We start from the raw sequence: 26,267 nt of genomic DNA, 5'->3' as shown, positions 1-26,267 counted from the left end.
CGCACCGGAAAAGGAGTAGTTCGATGGGAAAACCTAAATCACCAACCTTGCGGTTTCTGGGCGCCACAGGCACTGTGACCGGATCGCGTTACCTGTTGGACACTGGCGATTGCCGGATCTTGGTCGATTGTGGGTTGTTCCAAGGGTACAAGCAGTTGCGCCTGCGCAACCGTCGGCCCTTTCAGGTGCGGCCCAACAGCATCGACATGGTGCTTTTGACCCATGCGCATCTCGATCACTCGGGATATATCCCGGCGCTGATTGGCGCCGGGTTCGCAGGCCGTGTGATCTGTACGCAGTCTACAACCGAATTGTGCGGGTTGATCCTGCCCGACAGTGGGCACCTGCAAGAGGAAGAGGCGAAATACGCGCGGCGCAAGAGATACTCGGATCATGCGCGACCAAAGCCGCTCTACACGCTAAAGGACGCGCAGGCTGCGCTAACGCGTTTCCAGTCCGTCCCGTTCTCCGAGCCCGTCGATCTGGGTGAGAGTATCACGGCCGAGTTCATTCCGGCCGGTCATCTGCTGGGCGCAGCTCAGATCCGCCTGCGGGTTAGGGGTACTGTCGTACATTTCAGTGGCGATCTGGGCCGGGACAGCGATCCGCTGATGCGGCCTCCGGAACCTTTCGCGGGGGCGGATGTGCTGATCTGTGAATCCACCTACGGAAACCGACAGCATGAAGCGGTGGATGCCGAGGAAGAACTGGCGCCGGTTATCCGGCGCGTCGCTGCGCGTGGAGGGACAATCCTTATTCCGGCCTTCGCAGTGGGGCGTGCGCAGGGGTTGATGTATCACATTGCCCGGCTTCGAAAACGCGGCGATATCCCGGATATACCTGTTTATCTCAACAGCCCAATGGCGACGGATGCCACCGAGATTTACCATAACCACCACGAAGAGCACCATGTGACATGGGATGACTGTAAATCAATGTTCGAGGTCGCCCGGAGAGTGCATAGCGTTGAAGATTCCAAGCAGTTGAATGCCAACGCGTTTCCGAAAATCATCGTTTCGGCGAGTGGAATGCTGACGGGCGGGCGCATCCTGCATCACATCGCCAGTTATGGCGGAGATCGCCGCAACGCAATCCTGTTATCAGGGTTCCAGGCCGCCGGCACCCGTGGGGCGGCACTGGTGGCGGGGGCGGATCATCTGCGCATTTTCGGAAAGGACTTTTCGATTGAGGCCGAGGTAATCACGATGGGTTCCTTCTCGGGACATGCCGATGCTGATGAACTGCTGCGCTGGATGGGGGGCGCGACTCGTCCGCCGCGTATGACCTATATCACCCATGGTGAACCTGATGCCTCCGATGCGCTGCGCTTTCGTATCGAACACGAGCTGGGCTGGAAGGCGCGGGTTCCCGAGCATCTGGAAACGATCCGACTGGAGCGTCCACGATGAACGATCGAGATCACAGTCTGCGCCTGCTACCCGCTGGGATCGACACTTACAGCCACCCAGTCGTCTATATGCACGCTGATTGTCACGTCTGTCAGGCTGAAGGGTTCCAGGCCCTTACCCGGGTGCGCATCGACTGTGGAAAGAAATGGGTCATTGCAACGCTGAACGTGGTTACCGGCGGTGACTGGCTCTCGACTGACGCGGCAGCGCTTTCAAATGCGGCATGGGATGCATTGCAGCCGGCAGAAGAAGCGTGGGGGCAATTTTCTCACCCGGATCCACCGGCTGCTGCCTCGATAATTCGGGCCAAGGTCTATGGCGAGAGCCTGTCAGAGGGTCAGTTCGGCACCATCATGAAGGATGCTTTGGCACGGCGATTGTCTGATCTGGATCTTGCCGCTTTTGTCACCGCCTGCGCCGGTGGCGGGCTGGATATCGCCGAAAATATTGGTCTTACCCGGGCGATGCAGGCGGCAGGAGAAACTTTGGACTGGGGTGACAGACTTGTGCTGGATAAGCATTGCGTGGGCGGTCTCCCGGGCAACCGAACCACACCGATTGTGGTTGCTATTGTGACTGCCGCTGGCCATCTGATCCCCAAGATTTCAAGCAGAGCGATCACTTCGCCTGCCGGAACCGCGGATACGATGGAAGTCATGACGCCAGTGGCGCTGGACATTCCCGCAATGCGCCGGGTTGTCGAAACCCATGGCGGTTGTGTCGTCTGGGGTGGTGGGCTGCAACTAAGCCCGGTTGATGACCTTCTGATCCGCATTGAAAGGCCGCTTGATTTTGACAGCGACGGTCAACTGGTGGCCAGCGTCCTGTCGAAAAAGGCGGCTGCGGGGGCGAAACGGGTGGTGATCGACATTCCGGTTGGTCCCACGGCCAAAGTGCGCTCGCAGGCAGCCGCTGCGGCACTTTCTTCACGGTTGGAGGCCGTGTCGGTGGCAATCGGATTGGAACTGACCATCCAGATCAGTGATGGCAGTCAGCCGGTGGGTCAGGGGATCGGCCCGGCACTTGAGGCCATAGATATTCTCAAGGTGCTGCGCTGCGCCCCGGGTGCGCCTGCAGATCTGCGCGACCGCGCGCTGACCCTTGCGAGACTTCTTCTGGACATGGGGGGCGGTGCCGGTGTTGGGCTCAATAAGGCAAAAGACTTGCTCGATAGTGGTGCGGCCGAACGGAGTTTCATGGAAATCTGCGAAGCGCAGGGCGGGTTCAGCGAACCAAAAGTCGCGCCGCATCGGATTATGATCGTGGCCTCTCGGAGTGGAATAATTACCGCGATCGACAATCGCCGCATTGCCCGCGTTGCCAAACTGGCGGGTGCTCCTCAGCGCGCACGTGCCGGGGTGTTATTGCTGACACACTCCGGTGATTGGGTTCAGCGTGGTGATCCGCTTTTTGAAATTCACGCCGAAACGCCCGGGGAGCTGGACTATGCGCGCGCCTATGCTGCCAGCCAACCTGCCATGTTCAGGATAGAGGAGCCGACATGAGACCCGTAATCGTACCCTTCCCGGAAATGCTGCCCCTGGCCGAACAGCTGGCACCTCTGATCGGGGCCGACGTTGCTCCGATCGACTGGCACCATTTCCCTGATGGTGAGAGCCTCGTGACGCTCACCAGTGATGTTTCCGGGCGCGAGGTGGCCTTGTTGTGCACCCTGCGGGATCCTGATCGGTACGCGCTTCCTTTGCGGTTCGCCGCGGCAACCGCGCGTGAGTTGGGAGCCGCCAGCATCGGACTGATCGCACCTTATCTGGGGTACATGCGGCAGGACCACCGCTTTGCGCCAGGACAGGCGATCAGTGCGCAACTGTTTGCCGGATTTATCGAGAGCAGTTTTGACTGGCTGGTGACCGCCGATCCACACTTGCACCGGGTTCCGAGCCTTGATCGTCTGTTTGCGATCCCCGCCCGCCGCGTGGTCACGGCGCCACTGCTTGCTGAATGGATCACCGCGCAGGTGGCAGACCCGGTCCTGTTGGGCCCCGACAGTGAAAGCCAGCAATGGGTTGCGGAGGTCGCCGAACTTGCGAATTGCCCCTACGAGGTGCTGCACAAGCACCGCAGCGGTGATCGGAGCGTCGAGATCAGCGTACCGGACAGCCCGGCGCTGCGCGAAGGCACGCCAGTCATCCTCGATGACATCGCCTCATCCGGCCGCACGATGGTGCGGGCAATTGAACGGTTGAACGAGGCAGGGGCCAACCCGCCGGTCTGCGTGGTGATTCACGCTGTGTTCGCCGGAGAATCTTATTCCGACATTCTTGAGGCCGGTGCCAAGCTCATCGTCACAACCGACAGTATCCCGCATAAAAGCAACGGCGTCGGTCTCGCGCCTCTTTTGGCCCCGGCAGTGCAGAGCGTCTACAGCGCGGGTTCTATCGGAATGCCGCGTGACATGCTTTTCGGTACAAAAGAGTAGATTCAAGTTGAGGAGTGCACCTAGCCACCGGGGAATTGAATATGACAGCTACCAACTGGATAAAACGTCACCTCATCGTTCTGGCATTGACTACGGCTGGGCTTTATCTGTTCCACTGGTCACGAGGGCAGTGGTCTGACATGCACCGCTGGAACCGGGCTTTCGGCGATATCTCATTTGTGCTGGTCGCATTGGCCATGTTTATGGGGCCAATGCTGCGGCTGACCGGCTGGCGGTGGGTTCGGGGACTAATACCATATCGCCGAGAGTTGGGTATATATGCGGTGATCGCCGCGTCGGTACACACAGCTATCATACTGGTTGGTTGGGTAAACCTCGATTTTGCCCGCCTGTTCGGGTTCGAGTTCCACCCTGCCCTCAACCGGTATGTCATGGTTCAGTACGGGTTTGCACTGGCCAATCTGTTGGGAATTGCGGCGCTACTTTACGGGGTTGTATTAGCAGCAACCTCAAATGATTTCAGCCTGTCGCGCCTTGGCACACCGGTTTGGAAATTCGTGCAGCAGGGCGCCTATGTGTTATGGTGGTTGATCGTGTTGCACACCGCGTATTTCCTGTTTCTGCATTTTCTCGATTTCCATCGCCAGATACCCGAGCCGAACTGGGCGCAATGGCCCTTCGTGGCTGTGACCACGATAACCATCATGCTTCAGTTATCCGCACTCGTCGTGACATGGAGACGACAGCGGCAAAGAATTTGGACAGAACAGCGCGGGGATTGCGGCTGATCCCGTCATTCAGGCAGAGGCAGCTAGGGCAACGATAACAGGGCAACCGTGCGTGTTTGATTTCCAGGCCGTGGGGGATGGGATGATCATTGCCATCCTGGCGCAACAAAAAAAACAGACACCAGGTCAGCCATAATGACCAGCTCGATGGTCACACGATGTCCACAGCTTCGAACTGGTTTTGAGGAGGAGCATAAACTTAAAAACCACATAGCCGAAAGGAGGCCAAGATGATTACGAACACACTTGTTGCGATGGTTTTGACCACATCAATCGGGCTGTTACCCAGCTACGCTTTCAGCGACAGCGGGCAACACACCCAGATGACAGGAATTATGGCGGAGGGGTTGGAAATGCCCATGATGGATGCCGAAAGCGGGAGATTGCTTTTCGCCTCAAAAGGCTGCGTCGTCTGCCACTCGATCAATGGAATCGGCGGTGAACACGCACCGATGCTAGATGCTTCGACCATGGATGAGGTCATGAACCCGTTCGAATTTGCCGCACGCATGTGGCGTGGAGCCGAAGCGATGGTAGAACTGCAGGAAGACGAGCTTGGTGCCCAGATCGAGCTGTCTGGACAGGAACTGGCGGATATCATCGCCTTTGTGCACGACGCTCGGGAACAGGAGAAATTTACCCAAGCGGACATCCCGAAATCCATCGAAGTGATGATGCATCATCAACGCGAAGAGGATCACCACGCTGAAGGGGAGGGTGACCATCACAACTGATCGCCCGGCTGCGCATTGATTGGCGCGAGCATGGGCCAGCGAAAGGAGAAAATAAATGTCTGACGTTTTAATAAATCAACAACAGGAGCCCGGATCTCGCCGAGACTTTCTGTTCTATGCCACCGGAGCTGTAGCGGTCGTTACCACGGGCGCAGCCATCTGGCCCCTGATCAACAGCTTTAATCCCAGCGCCGATGTTGCGGCATTGTCGGTCGTGAATATTGACCTTGACGGTGTAGCTCCCGGAAGCCGGATCACAGTGAAATGGCAAGGAAAACCGGTTTTCATCGACCACCGGCTTGAGGAGCGGATCGAACTGGCGAGAGCGGATGACAACTTGGAAATGCCGGATCCGGAACTGGATGCTGATCGCGTTCAACGACCGGAGTGGCTGGTGGTGGTGGGTGTGTGTACCCATTTGGGCTGCATTCCACTTGGTCAGGGCAGCAATGACATAACCGGAGAATGGCAGGGCTGGTATTGCCCGTGCCACGGGTCGCATTACGATACATCGGGCCGGATCAGAAAAGGCCCGGCACCGCGAAATCTCGATGTGCCGCCTTACCAATTTGTGTCCGACACGTTGATAAAGATCGGCTGACGACGTGGGGCAAAAGGATCCAATTGTGTAACCACCGCCAAACAACTGTCGATCCAGAATTTAACAATGCGGTATGGGTTCTGATGATGAGTGACTTCAGGACGTGTGGTACTTGTGTTGACTTTGTGTCGCAAATTTTACCGGGATGGAGCACGTTCGCTCTCCTGCCGGTGTTTACGACGTGGTGAAATTCCAACATTTTTTTGAATCCGGGCAGAATTATGGACTTTGCGCCTCGGGATTGTCTCCCAAATCCCCTTCCTTACAACGAGATATGGAATTTGTGTAATCCTACCGGAATGCGCCTAAATATAGCGATGTTCTCTGTACAAAGCTGATTTATTGCTTCTGTTCGTTACACATTGATACAGTTGAAGAGTTGCACCAAGCCCCAGCCAATGGCACTCGGTCAGTTGGACAACGCGCTGTTTTCAACAAGGAATGCTCAATCATGTATGAGAAATTCGGATTGGCCGTCGCTGCAGCGATTTTGGCGGTGTCGGCTGGTGCAAGTGGTTTGGTTGCACAGGAGGCAACCCGTGCGCCGCTTGAACGCATACAATCGGTCTACGGCCTTGCAATTGACCCGTCCAACACTGGTCATATTCTTATAGGTACGGGACATGGGCTGTTGCGAGCGACGCCAGACGGAATGGCGGAAATCATTGCGCCCCCTCGCGCCGCTGTGGTTGGGCTGGGTGTAGATCCCAACGAGGCAAACAAGTTGATCCTGAGTGGAGTGAGTGAAACTGGTGTTGCCGCGGGTCTATTCACCCTTGACACAGACGGGGCGAATTGGACCGAAGTCCCGGGCACCAGGGGCGAAAACGGGATTGCAATGACTTCGCTATCCGTGAGCCGTCTGGATAGTGCAAGATTGGCAGGGGTCAACAAGACGATCCACTTGAGTTCGGACGGTGGTGTCAACTGGACAAGTCTGGAAACGACACCGGAGAAAACCTTTTCGGTCGCCCTGTCGAGCATCGACACATCCAGAATTTTTATTGCCACGATGAGCGGATTGATGGTGAGCCACGACGAAGGCAAGAATTGGCAGAAAAGCTATTCCGGCGAAACTCCTGCAACGACTGTTGCCAGCCTATCGGGAGGGCGTGTTGCTGCGTTTGTCCTTGGCACTGGTTTGATCATGGCCGATGAAGAAATGCTGAACTGGCAGGTGGTCGGAACTGGTTTTGAGGATCGCTATTTACGGGTGCTGGTCGAAGACCCGTCAATCCCAGAGACATTTTACGCTGTGGCCGATACTGGCGCAATTCTTCTTAGCCGCGACGAAGGTAAGTCGTGGGTCAGTTTTGAAGGCAATAATCTGGCGGACCCGGATCGGATTGCAGCTGGTAATGTGCTTTACGACGATAATTGTGCATCATGCCATGGTGTCGGTGGCACCGGTGAGGAACCAGAGAATCCCGCTGCTAGAGATGAATTCGGCTTCAAGGCGCCGGCGCTCAACAACGACATGCATGCATGGCACCATTCCGACACTGGCCTGCGCGCCACAATCCGCGAAGGTTCGCCCCGCAACGAGCGCATGAGTGCCTGGCAGGACGTGCTGAGCGACGACGAAATCGACTCGATCCTAGCCTATATCAAAAGCACCTGGAGCATTCCTAGCCTGGCCTGTCAGGGCGCTCGGCACATGGCCTGTATGAAGCAGTAGCTTGGGGCTGGGGTGGTTCTATTCGTTTATCCGGGCTGGAGGGGAGGCCTCCAGATTAGTCTCTGGCCCGGAACACTGAAAATGCTCCTAAAGCCGCTCGAGCGTTGATGCAAAATCGGGGCCTGCATTGAAAATATGCATTTCCTATGCGTGCGAAGCGCATCACCCTATTACGGTAAGTTAGCGCCATAGGGAATTTATCCCCCAAAACGATGTTCGATTTTGCAGACGGCTCAGGCTTTCTTTCCGCTTATGGTAATGCGCTCAGCCACGGAGGGCATGTATATGCGATGTCCATTCATCATGGTGGGGATCACTGTTCCAGATCAGAGTTTGACGTGGCGCAATCGCAAGGCGTTGGCGATGACTGAGACTGATGAGAGGCTCATTGCTGCCGCGGCGATCATCGGGGATAGCAACAGCCCCAAGAAGGGGTAAAGGACACCTGCTGCAATTGGGACACCGGCTGCGTTATACGCAAATGCAAAGAACAGGTTCTGTTTGATATTGCGCAGGGTTGCTTTCGCCAGTTTGCGTGCCCTGACTATGCCAACAAGATCTCCGCCAAGCAGGGTGATCCCGGCACTTTCGACCGCAACATCAGCCCCAGTTCCCATCGCAATACCAACATCAGCCGAGGCAAGTGCAGGTGCATCGTTTACCCCATCCCCCGCCATGGCCACCTTGTGACCGGTGGCGCGCAGTTCATCGACCAGCGCTTTTTTGTCTTCGGGGAGAACGTCGGCGCGAACCTCGTCGATCCCAAGATCTTTGGCAACCGCTTGGGCCGTGCGCAGGTTGTCACCTGTCGCCATGATAATCCTGAGACCCAAGCTGTGCAGATCGCGAATGGCGTCCGAGGTTGTGGGTTTTATGGGATCAGTGACAGCGACCACCCCGGCAAGTTCCCCCTCCAAGGCAACAAACATTGCGGTTTTCCCTTCGGAGCGAAGGGTGTTCATGTCGGCTTCGACTTTCGAAGTGTCGATGCTTAAAAGCTCCATCATCGCCGTGTTGCCAAGCGCCACCTGCTGTCCTTCGACGGACCCCTTGACACCTTTTCCTGTGACCGCCTCGAAGTTCAGGGCTTTTGGCAATGTGAGCCCACGCTCTCGCGCGCCTTCGACAATGGCTTCTGCCAGTGGATGCTCGGATCCCAATTCCAGTGCAGCGGCGAAGGTGAGCACGTCGTCACTTGTAAGGTTGGAAAGAGACACGGCATTGGTAAGCTCAGGTTTGCCGAGAGTCAGGGTGCCGGTCTTGTCCACAATCACCGTATCAACGCGGGCCATGCGCTCAAGCGCCTCCGCATCCTTGATGAGAACCCCCGCCTGTGCGCCGCGCCCTGCTGCCGTCGTGATCGAGATTGGTGTGGCAAGACCAAGAGCACAGGGGCAAGCGATGATCAGGACGGAGACGGCTGAAGCAATCGCAAAGGCCAGCGCCGGATTGGGACCGATAGATAACCAGACTATAAATGAAACAATCGCAATGATCACAACTGTGGGCACGAAGATTGAGGATACCCTGTCCGCCAGACCTTGGATTGGGGCTCGTGACCGGCGTGCACCCGCGACCATTTCCACAATCTGTGCCAGAACGGTATCTGCTCCGACCTTGGCTGCGCGCACCGCAAGAGAACCGTTTTTGTTAATCGTGCCACCGGTGACCCGGTCACCTTCCGTCTTCTCAACCGGCACCGGTTCACCGGTAATCATGCTTTCATCGATCGAGGAATGCCCCTCGACCACGGTTGCATCAACGGGAACACTGTCACCCGGACGGATGCGCAAAAGGTCTCCGACGACCACCTGATCGAGCTGAATATCTTCCTCCTGCCCATCTGGTAGGATCCGGCGCGCCATCTTGGGGGCCAGATCCAGAAGGGCGCGGATCGCGTCGCCTGTGCGCTCTCGTGCGCGCAGCTCAAGAACCTGTCCAACAAACACAAGCGCGATGATGACAACGGCAGCTTCGAAATAGGTTCCCACACCTTCAGCCGAGCGATATTGCTCTGGAAAGATACCGGGAAGGAAAGTGGCAAATAGCGAATAGATATAGGCTGCGCCAACCCCAAGCGCGATCAAAGTCCACATGTTAGGTGAACGGTTTTGAATGGAGGCGATCCCTCGCTCAAAGAACGGTTGGGCGGCCCAGAGGATGACCGGTGTAGCAATCAGAAATTCCATGTAATAGGACATCTGGTGCCCGACCCAGTTCCGCACCGGAAGCCCCACCATTTCCCCCATGGTGAGTATGATCAGAGGAATGGCCGCAATCGAACTGAGCCACATGCGGCGGGTGAAATCCACCAATTCCTCGTTTTGATCATCGGACGGAATGACCGGTTCAAGTGCCATGCCACAGATCGGGCAGGTGCCGGGCTCTTCCCGTATGATTTCCGGGTGCATCGGGCAGGTCCATTGCGTGCCCGGTGCACTGGTCGCGGATGTGGAGGGTGGCACCCCCTCATGCATCTGCCCGTCAGCCCCGCCGCTCCAGGCATAGAGCCATGGGTCGGAGTTGAATCGGTTGAAACACCGATCAGAGCAGAAATAGTAGGGCTCCCCCTCCAACTCCTGTGTTGGTGTTTCCGGGCTCACTTCCACTTTCATTCCACAGACCGGATCAGTGGCCATTTGCGTCTCGTCACCCGCATGATGGTGGTGGCTGTGGTCATGTTCGGTCATCGGTATCTCCAGTCCTTTGAGGCGAGCGTGAGGGATCCTGTGGGGGAAGGGTCAAGCAAATTTGAAAACAACGTTTGGTTTTCTGCAAATCCCGCTTGTATCGACCTGTCAAATAGTTGCGATCCCGAAGAGTGCCTCGCCGTACAGGCGACCATCTGTGTTTCTGGGTATGCGAAAGCGGATCAAACGCGAATGAAAGTTGCTTGGGTGAAATTAAGAGATATGGAAATGCGGCAGCGGACATTTGATTTTCTCTAATGGGAAGAGGAGGATGCGCGCGGCTTAAAGTGAAGCGCGGTTGCCAAGATGGGCAAGGCGGTCAACAGTCCGAGACCGAGCGCAATCCAGGCTGCAGGGCCAAACTGGCCGGACATGGCTCCGGCCCCAAGATATGCAAGGGCGAAGCTTGCTGGGAGTATGCCGGCCAGTGTTGCCAGAAGAAATCGCCACAGATGAAGGCGGCTGAGACCGGCTGCATAGCTCATTGCGTCAAACGAGATAAAGGGCAGAAGGCGGCTTACAAATATGGCCAGAGTTAACGCATTCTGCGATCCAAGAAGGCCCAATTCTGCGCGTTTACCCAACAGTCGCTCAACAAAGCTCCGCCCACCTAACCGGGCAATCATGAACGCAAAAAGCGCCCCGATTTCCGCCCCGATCGCCACGTAAATTGTGCCTGCAACCTGTCCGAAAACCGCCCCGGCTGCCAAAGCAATTGGGGCGCTTGGTATGGGGCTCGCCACAACAGCAACAATCATCAGGGCGATGATTGCCAAAGGTCCCATGGCGCCAAGTTCCTGAACCTGAACGATGAGCGTTTCCGCATCCAGTTGCTTGCTCCAATCGGAAGACCATAGCCAGACACCAGCAACGGTGATGGCAAAAAGGACCGCTGCAGCGGTCATTATTTGTTTGCCATGTTGCATGTGGCTCATCCCTTGGCCTTTCTATCACCATTAGCGTGATGCGAAAATTCATCCCTTGGTGAGTATTCTGATCATCCCATCATCTCGATATCACGTCACGCTTACCACTATTTCGAAGCCTTTTCCCTGTCGCAAACCGGGGCGATTTACTCGAATTGGATGGGTCGCCCTGAGTGTGCTGGCGCGGGTCGGACCAGCAAAATCGGCCCGCCCCCGCGCCACCAGAAAAACCCGCCCGAATGCTTTGGCATCCGTGAGTGATAGCTTTGTCTGCTGTTGACCCGATCTCTGGGCAGGGTCGAGAAGGCGTTCCCTGTCACCAGAGATGGGGCTGCCAATACACAAAGGGGGGGGCGTCGTATCATATTCCGTTTTTTAAATTCTCAACTCAGGGGGCAGGGCGGCGATAGCTTCCTCTGCCGAAACAACAGGCAACCCGGCTTTGATCCAACCTGGCCCGTATGATGACCCAAGCATACCATCCGACACGTCGATGAAGTTCGAATAGCCGGACTTCCGCAGGGAATTCATGACGCCCCCGGAACGACGTCCCGTTCGACAGATCAGCGCCAGTGGCCTTCCATCTGCGAGGTCCTGCGCCTTGAACAGACGCTCGGGGAAACGCTCATCATACAGGTTTACGGGCCACGCTCCCTGTGCGACACCGGTTTCACGCCATTCCTCTGGCGTGCGGATGTCGAGCATGCGCAGGCGATCCTGTAACAGGGCATCAAAGGCACGGGAAGCGGACCAGACATCATCTTTATTTGCCCAGGCCGATGTGGCCAAAGCCTGAGCGGGCAGGGCGCCCATCATTGCCAGAATATGTCGGCGGTTGAATGTCATCTTGTTTTCTCCTTGTCGGGATCATGCAGAATCGACAGCTGCGCGAAGCATTTCGCGGACATCTGCGGCCACGGCATGCAGCTCGGCATTTTCGACGGCTGCCATGGATGCGACCGGATCGATTGCGCTGATCTCCGTGCCGCCGCTTACCTCGCGCAGGATCACGTTGCAGGGAAGCATCGAGCCAATGCGCGGCTCTAGGCCAATCGCCTGATAGGCCATGTTCGGGTTGCAGGCCCCCAGAATGCGATATCCATCCATGTCGACATCAATCTTTTCTTTCATCGTTGCGGAGACGTCGATTTCGGTCAGAACGCCGAAGCCCTGTTGCCCGAGCGCGTCGCGCACCCGCATTTCGGCATCATCAATGGAGATATCCGCCAGTATACGGTCATAAGTATAGCTCATATTACATTTCCTCTGTCTGGTTTGCCCCGACCGAAGGAGAGGGGGGGAGTTCCGGCCGGAGCGAAGGCGCACTTTGCCAGCGTGTCGCTCTATGGTTTTAGTTGGATTGCGGCTGCATCCCTCTCAGCATCATGCCTCCTGCAGGGCCACGCATTTCCATACGATCTGCCGGAGCGGTCATTTCGCCTGATGTAACCTTACCATCTCCATCAGCATCAAGGTGCTGGAAACGGTCCACCATCATATCGCGGATCATCCTTCCATGAAGGGCCTCAAATTCTTCCAGCGACAACATGCCATCGCCATCCAAATCGCCTTGTGAATGCATTGCCTGCAACTGCCCATGCGCTTCACCCGGCGTCACAACCCCGTCGCCATCAGCATCGGCGTCCAAACCGTTCATCATAGATCCGTGCATGAGGGAAATCATATCGCGATCCATCATGCCCATCCCGTTCAAAGTGTCCATTTTGCCTATGGTTCCGCCCATCATGCCACCACCCATCATGCCGCTGGGCATCATCCCGCCGTGCATTTGCATCATCATCTGCATCATCCCATGCATCATGTTGTGATGATCACCACCCATCATTCCGGGATGGGTCATCGGAGCACTTTTAAAGGGAGCACCCCCTTGAGACATCGGTGCCGTCACGGAGCCCTCGGCAGGTTTTCCCCCGTGATGTGCCTCATCCGCAAAGGCAGTGCCCACAGCTCCGGCTGACAGAGCCATGGCAAGTGAGATCTTGAGTATTCTGGACATTTTAGCTCTCCATTTATCGTTGCCTCATTCACATCTGCATGAAATGACGAAAATAAAGAGCTTGCATCAGGTGGTTTGTATCAATCTGTCGCAAACGCCGCTTCCTGATACAATCGGAGACAAAAATAGGTCTGACCGGCCCTCAGAAGTTGACGTAGAAAGACATTATGACGAACCCACCGCATATCCTTGTCGTAGATGATCACAAACAGATCCGGGACAGTGTGACCCGTTTTCTGGAAAAAAACGGGATGCGTGCAACATCGGCCAACGACGCAGCCGACATGGATGCGAAGCTGGCAAAGGGACAATTCGATCTGATGGTTCTGGATGTGATGATGCCGGGGGAGAGCGGGCTTTCGATCTGCCAACGGCTTTCCGCTGAAAAAGCCATTCCGATCATTATGCTGACTGCGCTTGGTGAAGAAACCGATCGGATCGTGGGTTTGGAAATTGGCGCAGATGATTACCTGGCCAAGCCCTTCAATCCCCGAGAATTGCTTGCTCGGATCAAGGCTGTTCTCAGGCGGGCGCCGCAAGTCGAAACTCTTGCGGGTGACCTTGCGGGCAGGCAGGTCCGCTTTGCGCATCTGATCCTGAACACCGACCGTCAGGTACTGGTGGACAGCGATGGGAGCGAAACAGCTCTGACAAGTGCAGATTTCAAGCTGTTGATGGTCTTGTTGGAACGACCTCGGGTGGTTCTCAGCCGAGACGAGCTTCTGGATCTGGCGGTCGGGCGCTCTGCGGGTCCGCTCGACCGGACAATTGACAATCAGATCAGCCGGTTGCGGCGCAAAATTGAACCTGATGTATTGCGCCCGAAGATTATCAAGACTATCCGAAATGGCGGCTATTGTCTTTCAGTTGATGTCGAGGTGGCCGGATGAATTTGGCATTCCTTCGCACATTGCGGGTTCAATTGGTCATACTGATTGTCGCGGCGTTGATCGTCGCCCAGTTGATCAGCCTCTGGCTCTTTGCTGATGAACGCAGTCTTGCTGTCCGTGCCGCACTTGGTTTTGAGGCGGCTGGTCGGGCCGCAAATGTCGCGAGACTGATTGAAGAAGCACCCGACGACCTTCATTCTTCAATCATCCGTGCTGCCAACTCTCCTCTCGTAAGATTTGATTTGTCGGACGAACCAACTGTCCAACATCTAGACCACTCCGATAAAGGTTTGGTCGAGTCGCGCATCAGGTCCCTCCTGAATGACAATTACAGCCGTGATATCCGGGTTGAACTGCATGATATCGAAGGGCAGATCCTGCCGCTCCCGCATTTGTCGCAGGGAATGGCCGAAATGCATGTGGCCATGATGCAGGGAGAGCTTTCTGCCATTGAAATGAACCTTTCCATCGCGGTTGAAGGAAGTCAGTGGCTGAATGTCGGCACGCGATTTGAGCGTCCACCGATCCAATGGCCCTTCTATTCGATGCTGACGTTCGTCCTGTCTGCAGCCGTGATCCTCATCGCAGTGCTCTGGTTCCTGCTGACACGGTTGACAGGGCCATTGCGACGGCTGGTCGGTGCCGCAGATCGTTTGGGGCGAGGAGAGGATGTGGACGAATTGCCCATGATTGGGCCTGCTGAGGTGCGCGACCTGACCTCGACCTTCAACAGCATGCAGGACCGCCTGACACGCTTTGTGGCGGATCGAACCCGACTTCTCGCGGCCCTTGGACATGACCTTCGCTCGCCGCTCACCGCGATGCGGGTCAGGGCCGAGATGGTGGATGATGAGGAAACGCGCGAAAGCCTTGTTGCGTCGGTAGAGGAAATGCAGTCGATGGTCGAGGCAACTTTGACCTTCGCGAGAGGGCTTGCAGGTTCCGAGAAGCCAGAGGTCCTAGATGTTGGGGGTTTTCTCGAAGACCTCAGGTCCAATATGGTACCCCCTTTCCGGCTGGAAAAAGGCCCATCGCATGATGCGCGTATTCGGCCACACGCTTTGCGTCGGGCCTTGCGAAATGTGATCGAGAATGCCGCGCGATATGGGGGCATTGCTCGAGTAAGCAATCAGATACGACCTGATGAATTCATTATTACTGTCGATGATGACGGACCAGGTATTCCGGCTCCAGACCTTGAACGCGTGTTCGATCCTTTTTTCCGTCTGGAAGAATCTCGTTCACTTGAGACGGGTGGGCATGGCCTTGGCCTGTCGATTGCGCGCACGATCATCCGCGCCCATGGCGGAGACATTTCACTTTCAAACCGCGACGAAGGGGGGCTGCGTGCGACCATCGCGATCCCTTTTGCCGGTGACCAATCCATGAATGGAGGCTGACATGACCATGAGACTTATTGCGACAAGCATTGCCGTACTTTCCGGGGCTGCGGTTGCCTATGCGGATCCTGCGGGCGATTGGGGCGCGGGATATGGACATATGGGATGGGGAGGAGGATTTGGAATGCTTGGTGGCCTCATGATGCTGGTGTTCTGGGGTGTCATCATCGCCCTGATCGTTATTGCTGTGCGCTGGTTCGCGGATAACAGTTCAGGTCGTTCAAAATCCTCGGATGCAATGGACACCCTCAAATCCCGTTTTGCCAAGGGCGAGATTGATGAAGATGAATTCCGTAAGCGCAAAGCCGCTCTCGAAGACTGATACAGAAAAACAGCTCGCCTTAGCTGGCAGGGCAGTTCCAGAACTACTAATGACGGGCTTGTTCCATGATACCTGAAATCGGACATTTTGCGCTCGCGCTGGCATTGGCGCTTGCAATCATCCAAAGCATCATCCCCCTCTTGGGCGCCAACAAGGGCAGATTGCTTTGGATGCAATCCGCGCGAGCCACCTCGATCGGGCAGCTTGCTCTCGTAACTGTCGCCTTTGCAGCTCTCATGCGAAGTTTTGTCATCAGTGACTTCACAGTTGTAAACGTGGTGGAAAACTCTCACTCGCTAAAACCCATGCTCTACAAGATCGCGGGCACATGGGGCAGCCATGAAGGGTCCTTGCTGCTTTGGGTGCTGATCCTAACCCTGTTCGGGGCGGGCGTATCGGTGTTTGGTTCAAATATTGCCGAAGCTTTGAAGGCGCGCACCTTGGCAGTGCAGGCCTGGATCAGTACCGGGTTCCTGTCTTTCATGTTGCTGACCTCAAACCCGTTTGATCGTATGTTCCCGCCTCCTGAGGACGGCAATGACCTGAATCCGCTTCTGCAGGATGTCGGTCTCGCCCTTCACCCGCCATTTCTCTATCTCGGGTATGTGGGTTTCTCGATTGTCTTCTCCTTTGCCGTTGCGGCCCTGTTGGAGGGACGTGTTGATGCGGCCTGGGCGCGTTGGGTCCGTCCCTGGACCCTGGCCGCTTGGATGTGCCTGACGGCTGGCATCGTGCTTGGATCATGGTGGGCCTATTACGAGCTGGGCTGGGGCGGCTGGTGGTTCTGGGATCCGGTCGAAAATGTGAGCTTCATGCCTTGGCTTCTCGGAACGGCTCTGCTGCACTCGGCGATTGTCACTGAAAAGCGTGATGCGTTCAAAAGCTGGACCATTCTACTGGCGATCCTGACGTTTTCGCTTTCGCTTCTTGGTACATTCGTCGTGCGCTCAGGGCTCTTGACCTCGGTCCATGCCTTCGCTGTCGATCCGGAACGCGGGCTCTATATTCTGTTTCTCTTGGCCCTGTCGATCGGTGGATCCCTGGCGCTCTATGCTTGGCGCGCCCCGATGATGGAAGCCGGTGGGGTTTTTAAGCCGATCAGCCGGGAAGCAGGTCTGCTGGTCAACAACCTCATTCTTGGTGTTGCGACCGGAACGGTCCTGTTTGGCACTCTCTATCCCCTTTTTCTCGAAGCAGTTGCGGACGATAAAATTTCAGTTGGGGCTCCGTTCTTCAATGCGACCTTTGTGCCGATGATGTTGCCATTGGTGCTTCTGATGGGCGTCGGACCTTTCCTGAGCTGGAAACGTGCCGATCTGCCGGGGGTTTGGCAGCGGGTGAGGTTCGTTGCCATTCTGTCGATCGTTGCCACACTGGTTAACTGGTATCTGCAGGAAGGTGGCCCATTGTTGGCGCATCTCTCGATCCTGTTGGCAATCTGGCTATTTTTGGCGACGTTGCGAGAGTGGGCTATGCGTATTCGCCTGTTCGATGTGCCATTGAGCGATTCCTGGCACCGGGCCCGCAACCTACCGCGTGCCGCACATGGAATGACAATGGCGCATGCTGGTTTGGCCGTGGCGATGTTCGGGTTCATCGGGTCCAGTGCCTGGAAAGTCGAGGAAGTGGTGTTTGTCGCACCCGGAACGACCATTGAAATCGCTGGATTCGAGGTGGATTTTGACGGTGTTGAGCGTGTTCGCGGGCCAAATTACTTTGCTGACCGCGGGACGTTGAGTGTCATGAAGGGCGGCAACCCTGTTACCACTTTGTATCCAGAGCGGCGCTATTACCCGATTGCCGAAAGCTCGACGACGGAAAGCGCCATTCGGTCGACCCTTGCAGGTGACTTGTATGCCTCGATCGCGGAACCCGCCTCTGAAGATGCGGAACTAAGCGGGGCGTGGACGCTTCGTATCCTTTATGAGCCGCTCGTCAATTTCATCTGGTTGGGATCGGCGATGTTGATCCTCGGTGGGGGCCTTTCCATGTCTGACAGGCGACTGAGAATTGGCGCCCCAAAGCGGAAGTCCGTGCCCGCAACGACCACGGCACCGGCGGAATAGATCATGGGACGCATACTTGCTCTTACACCTCTCTTGATCGCGGTTGTTTTTGGTGGTTTTTTTCTTTGGGGCTTGAACCCGGAGAGGGATCCGAATGAGGTTCCTTCGGTCCTGATTTCGCAACCTGCACCAGAGTTTGCCCTGGAGCCTGTCGCGGGTGTAGACACCCCCGGTCTGGCGCGTTCAGACCTGACTGGCAATGCGACCCCTGTGGTCATGAATGTCTTTGCCTCATGGTGTGTGCCCTGCCGTGCGGAACATGCGGTTCTGACCAGTCTGGTCCAGCGTGACGACATAACACTGTTCGGAATCAACTATAAGGACAAACCCGAGGACGCGGCCCGCTGGCTTGCTGAACTCGGAAACCCCTATGCGCGGATCGGATCGGATCAGTCCGGGCGTGCCGGGATCGAATGGGGAATTTCCGGGGTACCGGAAACCTTCATCATCGGCCCGGACGGAACTGTACTTTACCGTTATGTCGGCCCTGTGGTGGGCGAGGACGCCGTTGGAAAGTTCCGCGAAGCTCTCGTTCAGTCAGGTGCCATCAGCCGAGAGGACTTGTAATGCTGAGATATTTTTCCCTCATTCTGGCACTGTCTCTGCCATTGGCAGCGCTTGCAGTGGAGCCTGATGAAATGCTGGATGACTCTGCTTTGGAGTCACGGGCACGTGAAATCTCGAAGGAGTTGCGCTGCGTGGTGTGTCTCAATCAAGACATCGACAGTTCCAACGCGGGCGTGGCGCGCGACCTGCGGCTTCTGGTGCGTGAACGCCTTGTGTCGGGGGACAGCGATAAAGAAGTCGTGGCATTTATTCAGGCTCGTTATGGAGACTATGTTCTGTTGAAGCCACCGCTGAACGAGAAAACCTATGTGCTTTGGTTCGCGCCTCTGGGGATGGTTGCAGTCGCAATTGGCATTGTTGCCGTCGCGATGCGTAAGAGGCGGAAAAAATCCGTTCCGAAGGTCCTGAGCGATGCCGAGGAGCGTGAAATCAAACAATTCATTGATCAGCACAAGTCGGGAGAAACGACATGATCATCGCATGGATGGGGCTTCTGGCCGCGATTTCGGTGGGTTTTGTGATTTGGCCATTGGTCCGGAAGAATAACAAGCCGTTGGTCATCGAGGATACGACACCGGCGGTTCTGGTCGATCAGCTGGATGAGGTGCAGCGTGATCTGGATCGAAACCTGATATCAAAGACTGAAGCCAATGCAGCTCAGCTTGAGATCAAACGGCGTATGCTCACCGCTGCGCGCAGAGGTGCCCCCGGACGGATCGCTGACGGGGGAACCGGTCGGGGCTTGCTGTGGTCGTCTGCGCTTTTTGTTCCTGCCGCAGCGATCGCGTATTATGCGCTTATGGGATCTCCCGAAATATCGAGCCTTGCTTATGCAGACAGGCAGGCCGAACGTGCCGAGCGACAGAAGATCGTCGAGATCACTGACAAACTCTATGCCCGACTGACGTCCGAACCGGACGGCGGTGCATCAGAAGGCTGGATGCTTCTGGGGCAGACTTATTACCGAATGGGGGATTTTGACCGGGCGGTGGAGGCATTTGAAACAGTTGCCGAACGCGCTGACGCCACCTCCGCCACATATTCGATGCTGGCGGAAGCGTTGGTAAGTGCCGAGCAGGGCATCGTAACACCCAAGGCAGAGACCGCCATTGACAGGGCAGTGGTGCTCGACCCGAGCAACCCGGCCGGCATTTTCTACAAGTCCCTGGCTCTGTCTCAGAGGGGGGAGGAACCCGCCGCACATGATCTTCTTGTGTCACAACTGGACACAGCAGACGGGTTCGCACCCTGGATGGAGGCATTTGTGGCGCAGGCAAACAGCATTGGTGAAAAGCTGGGACGTGATCGGGTGTCTTTGACTGATTATGCTCCGGTTGTTGCTGATGCACCTGGCCCAACTGAAGAAGATGTTGCAGCTGCTGAGGAGATGAGTGGTCAGGATCGCGCGGAATTCATCAGGTCGATGGTGGGCCGTCTTGCGACGCGTTTGCAAAACGCTCCTGATGATCTGGATGGATGGCTGCGCCTTGGAAACGCTTATACTGTTCTTGGTGAAACAGATCAGGCTATAGAGGCGTTGAAAATGGCCGAAAAGTTGTTGGCCAGCTTGAGCTCGGATGATCCGCGACACAAGCTTGTTGATCAGGCGTTGTCGGAATTGCAGGAGTAAGTGTTTGCGTATACGGGTAAAAAATCCGACAAACTTGATTGTGTAACTTGGCCATATGCGCAGTTAATCAACCATGTGACACTTGCTCATAGCGAGAATGGTTCGCAATGATGGGTTAATGAGGTCCCGGACGTTCCTCCACTAAACAACAAGAGATTCTGCAATGTACAAGTCGATCGGTCAGTTAGGTGGCACAATTCTTCTACTTGCTTCCTGCACGAGCTACCAAGGTCCAAGTGCACGTGGTGACGATGGAATTATCGAGAGTTTACCAGATGCTGTCTTGGCCGTAGCCGCGCCTTATCAGGACCTGACAGCAGTTAAACTTAATCCGGAAGACGGCTGTTATGTCTATCGGCATGTTGGGCCGGTGGAAACGACTTTCCTTCCGCTCAGATCTGTGAGGGGACGCCCAATCTGCACCCGTGCCCTTGAAACGACAGAAAACGAACAGGCCGAGTAATTTCTAATCCGGATTTACAGCCAGTCTCTAGCTGCCAGCTGTTATAGTGTCTTCTGGAGGATAAAGATGAGCGGTGGAGCCGGTCGCGACATGTTCATAGAGGTCGATAATGTGGGCCATGACCATGCGCACGCAGCCCGAGCTGGCTCGTCCACCAATGGAGCGCGGATGAGGTGAACCATGGATGCGTAAATAAGTGTCCCGATTTCCTACGAAAAGGTAGAACGCACGTGACCCCAGAGGGTTGGTGGGACCACCGTTCATTCCATCCGCATGCTGTTCGTAAAGCTCTGGATCCCGTTTGATCATGGCTGCGGTTGGGGTCCAGGTGGGCCATTTGGCCTTGCGTCTGATCATGTAGGTTCCGGGTTCGTACAGGTTTCCGCGCGCGATGGCGACGCCGTATCGCATCGCCGTGCCGTCATTGCGGATATGATAGAGATACCGCGCGACCGCATCGACGTGAATATCGCCCGGCGTCAGGCCCGGATTAGCCTCGACCAGTCGGGGCAGAAAGCGCTGGTGCAGCCCCCAAGGATTTGAGGTCGCCGGATCATAATTTGTAGGGGTCACCCGCGCATCCCATGTTGACCACTTTGTCCGGTTGGATACCGGAGTGGCCAAAGAAGGAATGGGAGCAGAGAAAAGCGCTGCTGTTGAAATGATGAAATGGCGTTTTGTCAACATAGGTCAGCGATCCTCGCGCCTGATCAATCTAACAACAAAAAAAAGGGACTTCAGAATAGGATATTTGGATCGGAGATCCATTCACATTCCTGTGTACCAAAGCAAAATTCACCCTAAGGTGACATTTTTGCTTAACGATACCAGTCCCCATCACTCGAACAATGTTTTGACCCAATTCAATCGGTCAACGAGATGCTGGCGAAGTGGAAAGGAATGCGGTTTCATTGACCAACAGCAAGAGTGTTAGAAAGCGCACCGGTTCCACGGGCATTTTTAAAGGCTGCCAACACTTCTTGAGCTGAAAGTATTTCGGACAGTAGAATGCCGTTAGGGGCACCGGGGCCATAGACCGCATTGAAGGGAATACCATAGCGATTGTTTGCTTCGAGAAAGCGGGCAATACTTTCGTCTGGCCGGGTCCAGTCGGCTTGCATTGCGACGACGCCATTGCCTTTTATAGCAGAGAAGACCGGATCGCGTTCAAGTACCAATGCCTTGTTGGCCTTGCAAGTCAGGCACCAGTCGGCTGTGACATCCAGAAAGACTACTTCGCCCCGTGAAACCCTGCGAGCGATGTCTCCGCGGTCAAAGCTGACCCAGTTCATGACACCAGCTTGGGGTTCTACCGTGGTTGAGGACGCCTGCGCCAAACTTTCGGCGGACACCATGGGAAGGACCGCGAGCAGGAAAATTATCAATCCGCGTGGGGCCGCAGGTAGAGGGCGATATGTTAAAACCAGTATCAGTGCAAAAGAAAGCGCGGCAACACTGAAGCTGGAGAACGTGCCTGCAACCCCGGTGAGTACCCAAAGAAGCCATAGGGCCGTACCAAGAAGGAGAACACCAAGAAGCAGCTTCAGCCAGATCATCCATCGACCGGGTTTGGGTAGCACCCGAACGACCCCGGGTAAGGCCGCAACTAGCAGGTAGGGCAGGGCAAGCCCGAGCCCCAGGGCGGTAAAAACAATAAAGATATCCATACCGCGACCGGATAGTGCGAATGCAATTGCTGTTCCGAGAAAAGGAGCAGAGCAAGGGGTTGCCAGAACGGCACCAAAAAATCCGGTTGCAAAGTCAGCCGAGTGGACGGATGGGCCTCCTGTATTGGCAAGGCGGGATTGCAGAGAAGACGGCAGACCGAACTCAAACAGGCCAAACAGGTTCGCGGCAAATATTGCCAGCAAGACAAAGATCAGCGCGATAAACGCCGGGTTCTGAAACTGTAGCCCCCACCCGACGGCCACACCCAATTGCTGTAGGATATATAGGATGGCAGCGAGCATCCACATGAAGGCCATGACCCCGGCAGCAGCAACCAGAAATCCCACACGAACAGATCGGGGATCACGCGCATGTGCCTTGATCGCCGACGACAATTTGATCGATAGGACGGGAAGGACACAGGGCATCACATTCAAGATCAACCCGCCAAGAAAGGCGATGATCGCGATCCAGGCCATTTGGTCGAGATCCGGGGCCACTTGGGTTATGCTAAACGGTGGGGTTGGCGGGCTATCGGCAAGGATTGGTGTAATTGTCAGCGCACGGGCTGGCCCATCTGTCACCGTTAACACTGGATCATGGTAAAACTCTTTCCGAACGGACAGGATCGGAATACGTGCCCAAAGACGGCGATTGGATTCACTCAGACGGATATCAGGCTTGCCCAGAGCTGTTCCCTCGCCAAGCTCGGCAAACACATCGGGTGTTTCAAAAGGGATGTCACTGCGCAGTTCAAGTGTCAGTTCAGAGTATTGGCCGTCAACCGAAGCGACCGCACCGGTGATTGCGGCCCGGTCCCCTTCAACCGGCACCCGTGACAGGAAAGTGCTGATACGTTCCGCTGAAACTGTGTCAATTGTCGATGCCGAGGCAAGAGACAGGGCTAGGTCAAAGGTTTCCGGTACGCACACATCGGAACAGACCAGCAGATTAACTGACGCGTTAAACTCGACAGGTTCGCCAGGGCGATCGAGTGTGATTTTAAGCGGGAAGACCACTTCGTTGTGATAGCCGAAATTCTCGATCCCGAAGGCCGTGAACCGTTCTGGCGCTGGCCAGAGCATTTCGACATTGGCAACATTGCTTGAACCGGTCCAATGGATTTGTGGAGGAATTCCAACCTCTCCGGGTGATCGCCAATAGGTCTTCCATCCAGCTGAAAGTTCTATATCAAGAGCTGCCGACAGCGTTTTGCTGCCGGGGGGTACACCATCCTGAACTGATATCAGCTTGGCACTGACTGCGTCGTTGGAGAATGTTTCGGATGTTGCCGCACGGACCGCGCCGGTCATAAGGTGGATTAGACCAAGCGCCAGGATCAGAACCAAAATAATCCTGGCTGTCGAAGAATTAACAAACCTCTGAAGCGGTGTGGGACGTTTCCCTGAAATTGGCATTTCCAGTTTCATGCCTCTCATCCCCCTTCAATACCCTTTGATGGATCCAACAGCGTCAATCCCTGACGACCATTTTCACATTCAAAAGTTTGGACCAGACCGTCGGATGCGTTTGTGATCCAGCATCCCTTTGGTGCCGACAGCGTTCGATCATCGGGCGCTGGTTTGGGCTGAACTGGCTGGTCGCATTGTTTCCCAGCTGTTGCACACCCGCTTAACACCAACCCGAAGACAGTAATTCGCAGAAAGCCGGGAATGGGCAAGGCTTCATCCTCGTTTCACCTGAGGCACGGTTGATGTCACATCCCGAGTTTGTGGTTCAAGCTCTTCCGCAGCTGAACTATCTTTACTTGCGTGACAGCTCTTTCCCATCACCCTGTGCATTAGGAAATGTGCTCCGACACATAGCAGCAAGGGAGCAAATGCAGACAGGCCAGTGCCACCTTCTCCTATCGTCCCACCTGCGAGAAAATAAACTGCGATAGGCAACAGCATGACAGCACAACAGACGAGCATCGCAAGGTGCATCATCCTTGGGCCAGATGCGGGCTGAGCCTTGGGCGTGTTTCCGGTTTCGGAATGGGTTTTATCGTGCATTAGGGACCTCATCATCATGGGTTGTGCCCATATGCATGCCTCTTGTTGGTAAAGGTCAAGGATACATATCGATACAAAACTCCTGCCCTCTACAGGTTGATGCGACGGGGCTTCGGTGGGATATTTGCGGAAATTCCGAGCCGGGACTCCAAAGAAGAGGCAAGATGACAGGCACGTTCAGAAGTGACAGGCGCAGTATGTTGATCGGTGCGGCGGCATTTATCGCGACGCCTTCTGTCCTGCGCGCGCAACAAGCGCCTTCTAATGTGCAAACGCCTTTGGTGCAGCGCAATATCTCTTCCTTCGCATTGCATGAGTGGCGGGACCATTTCAAATCATTGGGCAAGGGGATCCTGCTTTCCGACACCAACAGAAAAGTGCTTCAGCATTGGACCGAAGATGGCGAGATGCGGGTCTATCCGACCTCTGTGCCTCTGACGGACGAGTTGACACGCCGTGGCTATACGGAAGTTGTCGAGAAACGCAAAAACCCAGGATGGGCGCCGACACCGTCGATGCGGGAGCGCAACCCGGAATGGCCCGCCTATATCAAAGGCGGCGATCCGGCCAATCCACTGGGAACGCGCGCGCTTTACCTGTCTTGGCAGTACTATCGCATTCACGGCACACAGGATACGCGCAAGATCGGTCGCAGATCATCAAATGGCTGCATCGGTCTTTTCAACGAACAAATCGAAGAGGTCTACGACCGTGTTCCGGTCGGCACTCAGGTCAAACTGATCTGACGGTTGCAAAGTGATGTTCAGAGGATGAGAAGATGAGCAAATGGGGTCTATTTATCGGAGGCGCGCTTCTGGCAGGCATCGCTACTGCGGGCTGGCAGGCGTTGCAGCCTGCACCTCAGGGGCACTCGATGGTTCCTCCGGATACAAGCGACATCGCCATGGGAGATCCGATCGAGGTTGTTAAACTTCCGTCTGAACTCTCGTCTGATGCGGTCATTGGAAAGCGCATGTTCGACGCAAAATGTGCCGCTTGTCATGGTGAAAACGCTGCGGGTCAAAATGGCGTTGCCCCACCGCTGATCCACAAGATCTATGAGCCCAGCCACCATGCGGATGAGGCGTTTCAGCGAGCGGCAAAAATTGGTGTTCGCGCCCACCATTGGAAATTCGGCGACATGCCGCCGGTTGAAGGCCTGACCCGCGGAGATGTTCAGTATATTGCTCGGTATGTGCGGGAATTGCAGCGCGAGAACGGGATCAATTGATGACGGAACTGATCTTCGCATCTTTGTTCAGACTGATTGCCATTGTACTTTTTGGTGGTCTGATTGGGGGTGCGGGATTTCCTGATACGGCCGAGGCGCATTCGGCGACGCCTTGGGATCTAGGTGTGGCGTCTGGCGAAGTGCAAGACGTGACGCATCCTTCAGCCGCAGAGATTGAAACCGGGCATTGTCATCCCGGTCTCGATTGTTTCACCGTCGCTGCACTCCCTCTGCACGCCAACGAGCCGGGTTTGCCAAGTTTCAGAAAATCGCGAGTGCAATTTGCAGCGTTTGAACCTGACGGGTGGATACCAGCATTCGACATACCACCCCCGCGAAGAATAATCCTTGTACCAAAGCTTAAGAAAAGTCGACATATCGAGGATTAAATCAATGAAGTACAGCAGTGTAATTGCGGCAGTTTTCACCTGCGCCACGGGCGTAGCAGCATTTGCTCATGGTGGAGCGACAGGCATTGTCAAAGAGCGCATGGATGCCATGGATGCCATGGGCAAGGCGGTGAAGATGATCACGCCAATGATGCGGGGCGAGACCGCTTATGACGCAGAGGTTGTCCGGCAGGCGGCCGCCACGTTTTCTGATCATGCAGGCGAAAGCATGACCACATTGTTCCCTGAAGGATCCGGTGGCATGCCCTCAGAGGCCAAGGATGCAATCTGGGAGCGTTGGGAAGAGTTTTCCGAATTGGCGGCCCAATTGGGTATTTACGCCGAAGGGCTCTCTGGTGCTGCGGAAAACGGGTTGATGATGGCG

The 26,267-nt window shown here is 55.6% G+C and carries 26 protein-coding genes; 18 read left to right on the top strand and 8 right to left on the bottom strand.

All coding sequences use genetic code 11. The features are described 5' to 3' along the window. The first annotated feature begins 23 nt into the window (after positions 1 to 23). The 7 genes from O2N63_RS17010 (at position 24) to O2N63_RS16980 (ending at position 7,608) form a co-directional block, all read left to right on the top strand. Complete coding sequence (locus O2N63_RS17010; RefSeq protein WP_271055504.1) at positions 24 to 1,409, top strand: MBL fold metallo-hydrolase RNA specificity domain-containing protein; 1,386 nt, start codon at positions 24 to 26, stop codon at positions 1,407 to 1,409. Beyond that, complete coding sequence (locus tag O2N63_RS17005; RefSeq protein WP_271055503.1) at positions 1,406 to 2,914, top strand: thymidine phosphorylase family protein; 1,509 nt, start codon at positions 1,406 to 1,408, stop codon at positions 2,912 to 2,914. Before O2N63_RS17010 ends, O2N63_RS17005 begins: the two co-directional genes overlap by 4 nt. Next, complete coding sequence (locus O2N63_RS17000) at positions 2,911 to 3,846, top strand: ribose-phosphate diphosphokinase (RefSeq protein WP_271055502.1); 936 nt, start codon at positions 2,911 to 2,913, stop codon at positions 3,844 to 3,846. The genes O2N63_RS17005 and O2N63_RS17000 overlap by 4 nt, the downstream gene beginning before the upstream one ends. Positions 3,847 to 3,887: 41 nt before the next feature. Then, positions 3,888 to 4,595: a ferric reductase-like transmembrane domain-containing protein gene (locus O2N63_RS16995; protein ID WP_271055501.1), complete on the top strand. Its 708-nt coding sequence runs from the start codon at positions 3,888 to 3,890 to the stop codon at positions 4,593 to 4,595. 230 nt (positions 4,596 to 4,825) lie between these two features. Then, positions 4,826 to 5,329 carry a c-type cytochrome gene (locus O2N63_RS16990; RefSeq protein WP_271055500.1) on the top strand — a complete coding sequence of 168 codons (504 nt, stop codon included), beginning with the start codon at positions 4,826 to 4,828 and terminating at the stop codon, positions 5,327 to 5,329. Positions 5,330 to 5,384: 55 nt separating this feature from the next. Next, a complete protein-coding gene (petA, locus tag O2N63_RS16985; protein ID WP_271055499.1) occupies positions 5,385 to 5,930 on the top strand; it encodes a ubiquinol-cytochrome c reductase iron-sulfur subunit in 546 nt (181 codons plus the stop codon). Positions 5,931 to 6,381: 451 nt separating this feature from the next. Then, on the top strand, positions 6,382 to 7,608 hold the full coding sequence (locus tag O2N63_RS16980) for a c-type cytochrome (protein WP_271055498.1): 1,227 nt from the start codon (positions 6,382 to 6,384) through the stop codon (positions 7,606 to 7,608). A gap of 326 nt (positions 7,609 to 7,934) precedes the next feature. Here the strand turns inward: O2N63_RS16980 and O2N63_RS16975 are convergent, their stop codons facing one another. From O2N63_RS16975 to O2N63_RS16955, 5 genes are all read right to left on the bottom strand, one after another. Then, on the bottom strand, positions 7,935 to 10,298 hold the full coding sequence (locus O2N63_RS16975; protein ID WP_271055497.1) for a heavy metal translocating P-type ATPase: 2,364 nt from the start codon (positions 10,296 to 10,298) through the stop codon (positions 7,935 to 7,937). 254 nt (positions 10,299 to 10,552) lie between these two features. Further along, complete coding sequence (locus O2N63_RS16970; protein WP_271055496.1) at positions 10,553 to 11,203, bottom strand: TVP38/TMEM64 family protein; 651 nt, start codon at positions 11,201 to 11,203, stop codon at positions 10,553 to 10,555. 396 nt (positions 11,204 to 11,599) lie between these two features. Continuing rightward, positions 11,600 to 12,070, bottom strand: a complete 471-nt coding sequence (locus tag O2N63_RS16965; protein WP_271055495.1) for a rhodanese-like domain-containing protein — start codon at positions 12,068 to 12,070, stop codon at positions 11,600 to 11,602. Between the two features lie 21 nt (positions 12,071 to 12,091). Further along, the gene (locus tag O2N63_RS16960; protein ID WP_271055494.1) at positions 12,092 to 12,478 is read right to left on the bottom strand and encodes a DUF302 domain-containing protein; all 387 of its coding nucleotides are present in this window, start codon (positions 12,476 to 12,478) and stop codon (positions 12,092 to 12,094) included. Between the two features lie 97 nt (positions 12,479 to 12,575). Next, positions 12,576 to 13,241: an EF-hand domain-containing protein gene (locus tag O2N63_RS16955; RefSeq protein WP_271055493.1), complete on the bottom strand. Its 666-nt coding sequence runs from the start codon at positions 13,239 to 13,241 to the stop codon at positions 12,576 to 12,578. Positions 13,242 to 13,408: 167 nt separating this feature from the next. Between O2N63_RS16955 and O2N63_RS16950 the strand changes: the two genes are divergently transcribed. From O2N63_RS16950 to ccmI, 7 genes are all read left to right on the top strand, one after another. Next, complete coding sequence (locus O2N63_RS16950; RefSeq protein ID WP_271055492.1) at positions 13,409 to 14,131, top strand: response regulator; 723 nt, start codon at positions 13,409 to 13,411, stop codon at positions 14,129 to 14,131. Next, positions 14,128 to 15,531 (top strand): ATP-binding protein, encoded by a 1,404-nt coding sequence (locus tag O2N63_RS16945; RefSeq protein WP_271055491.1) that lies wholly within the window; start codon positions 14,128 to 14,130, stop codon positions 15,529 to 15,531. Before O2N63_RS16950 ends, O2N63_RS16945 begins: the two co-directional genes overlap by 4 nt. A 1-nt stretch (position 15,532) precedes the next feature. Beyond that, positions 15,533 to 15,853, top strand: a complete 321-nt coding sequence (locus tag O2N63_RS16940; RefSeq protein ID WP_271055490.1) for an SHOCT domain-containing protein — start codon at positions 15,533 to 15,535, stop codon at positions 15,851 to 15,853. A 65-nt stretch (positions 15,854 to 15,918) separates the two neighbouring features. Continuing rightward, the gene (locus tag O2N63_RS16935) at positions 15,919 to 17,919 is read left to right on the top strand and encodes a heme lyase CcmF/NrfE family subunit (RefSeq protein ID WP_271055489.1); all 2,001 of its coding nucleotides are present in this window, start codon (positions 15,919 to 15,921) and stop codon (positions 17,917 to 17,919) included. 3 nt (positions 17,920 to 17,922) lie between these two features. Next, positions 17,923 to 18,486 carry a DsbE family thiol:disulfide interchange protein gene (locus O2N63_RS16930; RefSeq protein WP_271055488.1) on the top strand — a complete coding sequence of 188 codons (564 nt, stop codon included), beginning with the start codon at positions 17,923 to 17,925 and terminating at the stop codon, positions 18,484 to 18,486. Next, positions 18,486 to 18,959 carry a cytochrome c-type biogenesis protein gene (locus O2N63_RS16925; protein WP_271055487.1) on the top strand — a complete coding sequence of 158 codons (474 nt, stop codon included), beginning with the start codon at positions 18,486 to 18,488 and terminating at the stop codon, positions 18,957 to 18,959. The genes O2N63_RS16930 and O2N63_RS16925 overlap by 1 nt, the downstream gene beginning before the upstream one ends. Next, a complete protein-coding gene (gene ccmI, locus O2N63_RS16920; RefSeq protein WP_271055486.1) occupies positions 18,956 to 20,116 on the top strand; it encodes a c-type cytochrome biogenesis protein CcmI in 1,161 nt (386 codons plus the stop codon). The genes O2N63_RS16925 and ccmI overlap by 4 nt, the downstream gene beginning before the upstream one ends. A gap of 490 nt (positions 20,117 to 20,606) precedes the next feature. Here the strand turns inward: ccmI and O2N63_RS16910 are convergent, their stop codons facing one another. From O2N63_RS16910 to O2N63_RS16900, 3 genes are all read right to left on the bottom strand, one after another. Further along, on the bottom strand, positions 20,607 to 21,266 hold the full coding sequence (locus O2N63_RS16910; RefSeq protein ID WP_271055484.1) for a L,D-transpeptidase: 660 nt from the start codon (positions 21,264 to 21,266) through the stop codon (positions 20,607 to 20,609). A 221-nt stretch (positions 21,267 to 21,487) separates the two neighbouring features. Further along, positions 21,488 to 23,677: a protein-disulfide reductase DsbD family protein gene (locus O2N63_RS16905; protein ID WP_271055483.1), complete on the bottom strand. Its 2,190-nt coding sequence runs from the start codon at positions 23,675 to 23,677 to the stop codon at positions 21,488 to 21,490. 255 nt (positions 23,678 to 23,932) lie between these two features. Beyond that, positions 23,933 to 24,160, bottom strand: coding sequence for a DUF2933 domain-containing protein (locus O2N63_RS16900; protein ID WP_271055516.1), 228 nt, complete (start codon positions 24,158 to 24,160; stop codon positions 23,933 to 23,935). Positions 24,161 to 24,426: 266 nt separating this feature from the next. Here O2N63_RS16900 and O2N63_RS16895 point away from each other — a divergent pair, with 266 nt between their 5' ends. The 4 genes from O2N63_RS16895 to O2N63_RS16880 form a co-directional block, all read left to right on the top strand. Then, positions 24,427 to 25,008 carry a L,D-transpeptidase gene (locus tag O2N63_RS16895; RefSeq protein ID WP_271055482.1) on the top strand — a complete coding sequence of 194 codons (582 nt, stop codon included), beginning with the start codon at positions 24,427 to 24,429 and terminating at the stop codon, positions 25,006 to 25,008. Between the two features lie 32 nt (positions 25,009 to 25,040). Next, positions 25,041 to 25,493: a c-type cytochrome gene (locus O2N63_RS16890; RefSeq protein ID WP_271055481.1), complete on the top strand. Its 453-nt coding sequence runs from the start codon at positions 25,041 to 25,043 to the stop codon at positions 25,491 to 25,493. Further along, positions 25,493 to 25,882 carry a hypothetical protein gene (locus O2N63_RS16885; protein ID WP_271055480.1) on the top strand — a complete coding sequence of 130 codons (390 nt, stop codon included), beginning with the start codon at positions 25,493 to 25,495 and terminating at the stop codon, positions 25,880 to 25,882. Before O2N63_RS16890 ends, O2N63_RS16885 begins: the two co-directional genes overlap by 1 nt. 4 nt (positions 25,883 to 25,886) lie before the next feature. Next, positions 25,887 to 26,267 (top strand): c-type cytochrome (locus tag O2N63_RS16880; protein WP_271055479.1); only part of this gene is annotated, 381 nt, incomplete at its 3' end.

The organism is Aliiroseovarius salicola (assembly GCF_027891095.1).
GTDB classification, from domain to species: Bacteria; Pseudomonadota; Alphaproteobacteria; order Rhodobacterales; family Rhodobacteraceae; genus Aliiroseovarius; species Aliiroseovarius salicola.
The sequence above is the reverse complement of the archived record's forward strand: the minus strand, read 5'-3'. Positions and strand labels throughout refer to the sequence as shown.

Bases quoted from the DNA above. Each gene is read 5' to 3' on its own strand.
- O2N63_RS17000 (WP_271055502.1), top strand. From the start codon at position 2,911: ATGAGACCCGTAATCGTACCCTTCCCGGAAATGCTGCCCCTGGCCGAA.
- O2N63_RS16910 (WP_271055484.1), bottom strand. From the start codon at position 21,266: ATGTTGACAAAACGCCATTTCATCATTTCAACAGCAGCGCTTTTCTCT.
- O2N63_RS16975 (WP_271055497.1), bottom strand. From the start codon at position 10,298: ATGACCGAACATGACCACAGCCACCACCATCATGCGGGTGACGAGACG.
- O2N63_RS16990 (WP_271055500.1), top strand. From the start codon at position 4,826: ATGATTACGAACACACTTGTTGCGATGGTTTTGACCACATCAATCGGG.
- O2N63_RS17005 (WP_271055503.1), top strand. From the start codon at position 1,406: ATGAACGATCGAGATCACAGTCTGCGCCTGCTACCCGCTGGGATCGAC.
- O2N63_RS16950 (WP_271055492.1), top strand. From the start codon at position 13,409: ATGACGAACCCACCGCATATCCTTGTCGTAGATGATCACAAACAGATC.
- O2N63_RS16895 (WP_271055482.1), top strand. From the start codon at position 24,427: ATGACAGGCACGTTCAGAAGTGACAGGCGCAGTATGTTGATCGGTGCG.
- petA (WP_271055499.1), top strand. From the start codon at position 5,385: ATGTCTGACGTTTTAATAAATCAACAACAGGAGCCCGGATCTCGCCGA.
- O2N63_RS16940 (WP_271055490.1), top strand. From the start codon at position 15,533: ATGACCATGAGACTTATTGCGACAAGCATTGCCGTACTTTCCGGGGCT.
- O2N63_RS16995 (WP_271055501.1), top strand. From the start codon at position 3,888: ATGACAGCTACCAACTGGATAAAACGTCACCTCATCGTTCTGGCATTG.
- O2N63_RS16925 (WP_271055487.1), top strand. From the start codon at position 18,486: ATGCTGAGATATTTTTCCCTCATTCTGGCACTGTCTCTGCCATTGGCA.
- O2N63_RS16960 (WP_271055494.1), bottom strand. From the start codon at position 12,478: ATGAGCTATACTTATGACCGTATACTGGCGGATATCTCCATTGATGAT.
- O2N63_RS16900 (WP_271055516.1), bottom strand. From the start codon at position 24,160: ATGCTGTTGCCTATCGCAGTTTATTTTCTCGCAGGTGGGACGATAGGA.
- O2N63_RS16905 (WP_271055483.1), bottom strand. From the start codon at position 23,677: ATGAAACTGGAAATGCCAATTTCAGGGAAACGTCCCACACCGCTTCAG.
- O2N63_RS16930 (WP_271055488.1), top strand. From the start codon at position 17,923: ATGGGACGCATACTTGCTCTTACACCTCTCTTGATCGCGGTTGTTTTT.
- ccmI (WP_271055486.1), top strand. From the start codon at position 18,956: ATGATCATCGCATGGATGGGGCTTCTGGCCGCGATTTCGGTGGGTTTT.
- O2N63_RS16935 (WP_271055489.1), top strand. From the start codon at position 15,919: ATGATACCTGAAATCGGACATTTTGCGCTCGCGCTGGCATTGGCGCTT.
- O2N63_RS16890 (WP_271055481.1), top strand. From the start codon at position 25,041: ATGAGCAAATGGGGTCTATTTATCGGAGGCGCGCTTCTGGCAGGCATC.
- O2N63_RS16955 (WP_271055493.1), bottom strand. From the start codon at position 13,241: ATGTCCAGAATACTCAAGATCTCACTTGCCATGGCTCTGTCAGCCGGA.
- O2N63_RS16970 (WP_271055496.1), bottom strand. From the start codon at position 11,203: ATGACCGCTGCAGCGGTCCTTTTTGCCATCACCGTTGCTGGTGTCTGG.
- O2N63_RS16965 (WP_271055495.1), bottom strand. From the start codon at position 12,070: ATGACATTCAACCGCCGACATATTCTGGCAATGATGGGCGCCCTGCCC.
- O2N63_RS17010 (WP_271055504.1), top strand. From the start codon at position 24: ATGGGAAAACCTAAATCACCAACCTTGCGGTTTCTGGGCGCCACAGGC.
- O2N63_RS16885 (WP_271055480.1), top strand. From the start codon at position 25,493: ATGACGGAACTGATCTTCGCATCTTTGTTCAGACTGATTGCCATTGTA.
- O2N63_RS16945 (WP_271055491.1), top strand. From the start codon at position 14,128: ATGAATTTGGCATTCCTTCGCACATTGCGGGTTCAATTGGTCATACTG.
- O2N63_RS16980 (WP_271055498.1), top strand. From the start codon at position 6,382: ATGTATGAGAAATTCGGATTGGCCGTCGCTGCAGCGATTTTGGCGGTG.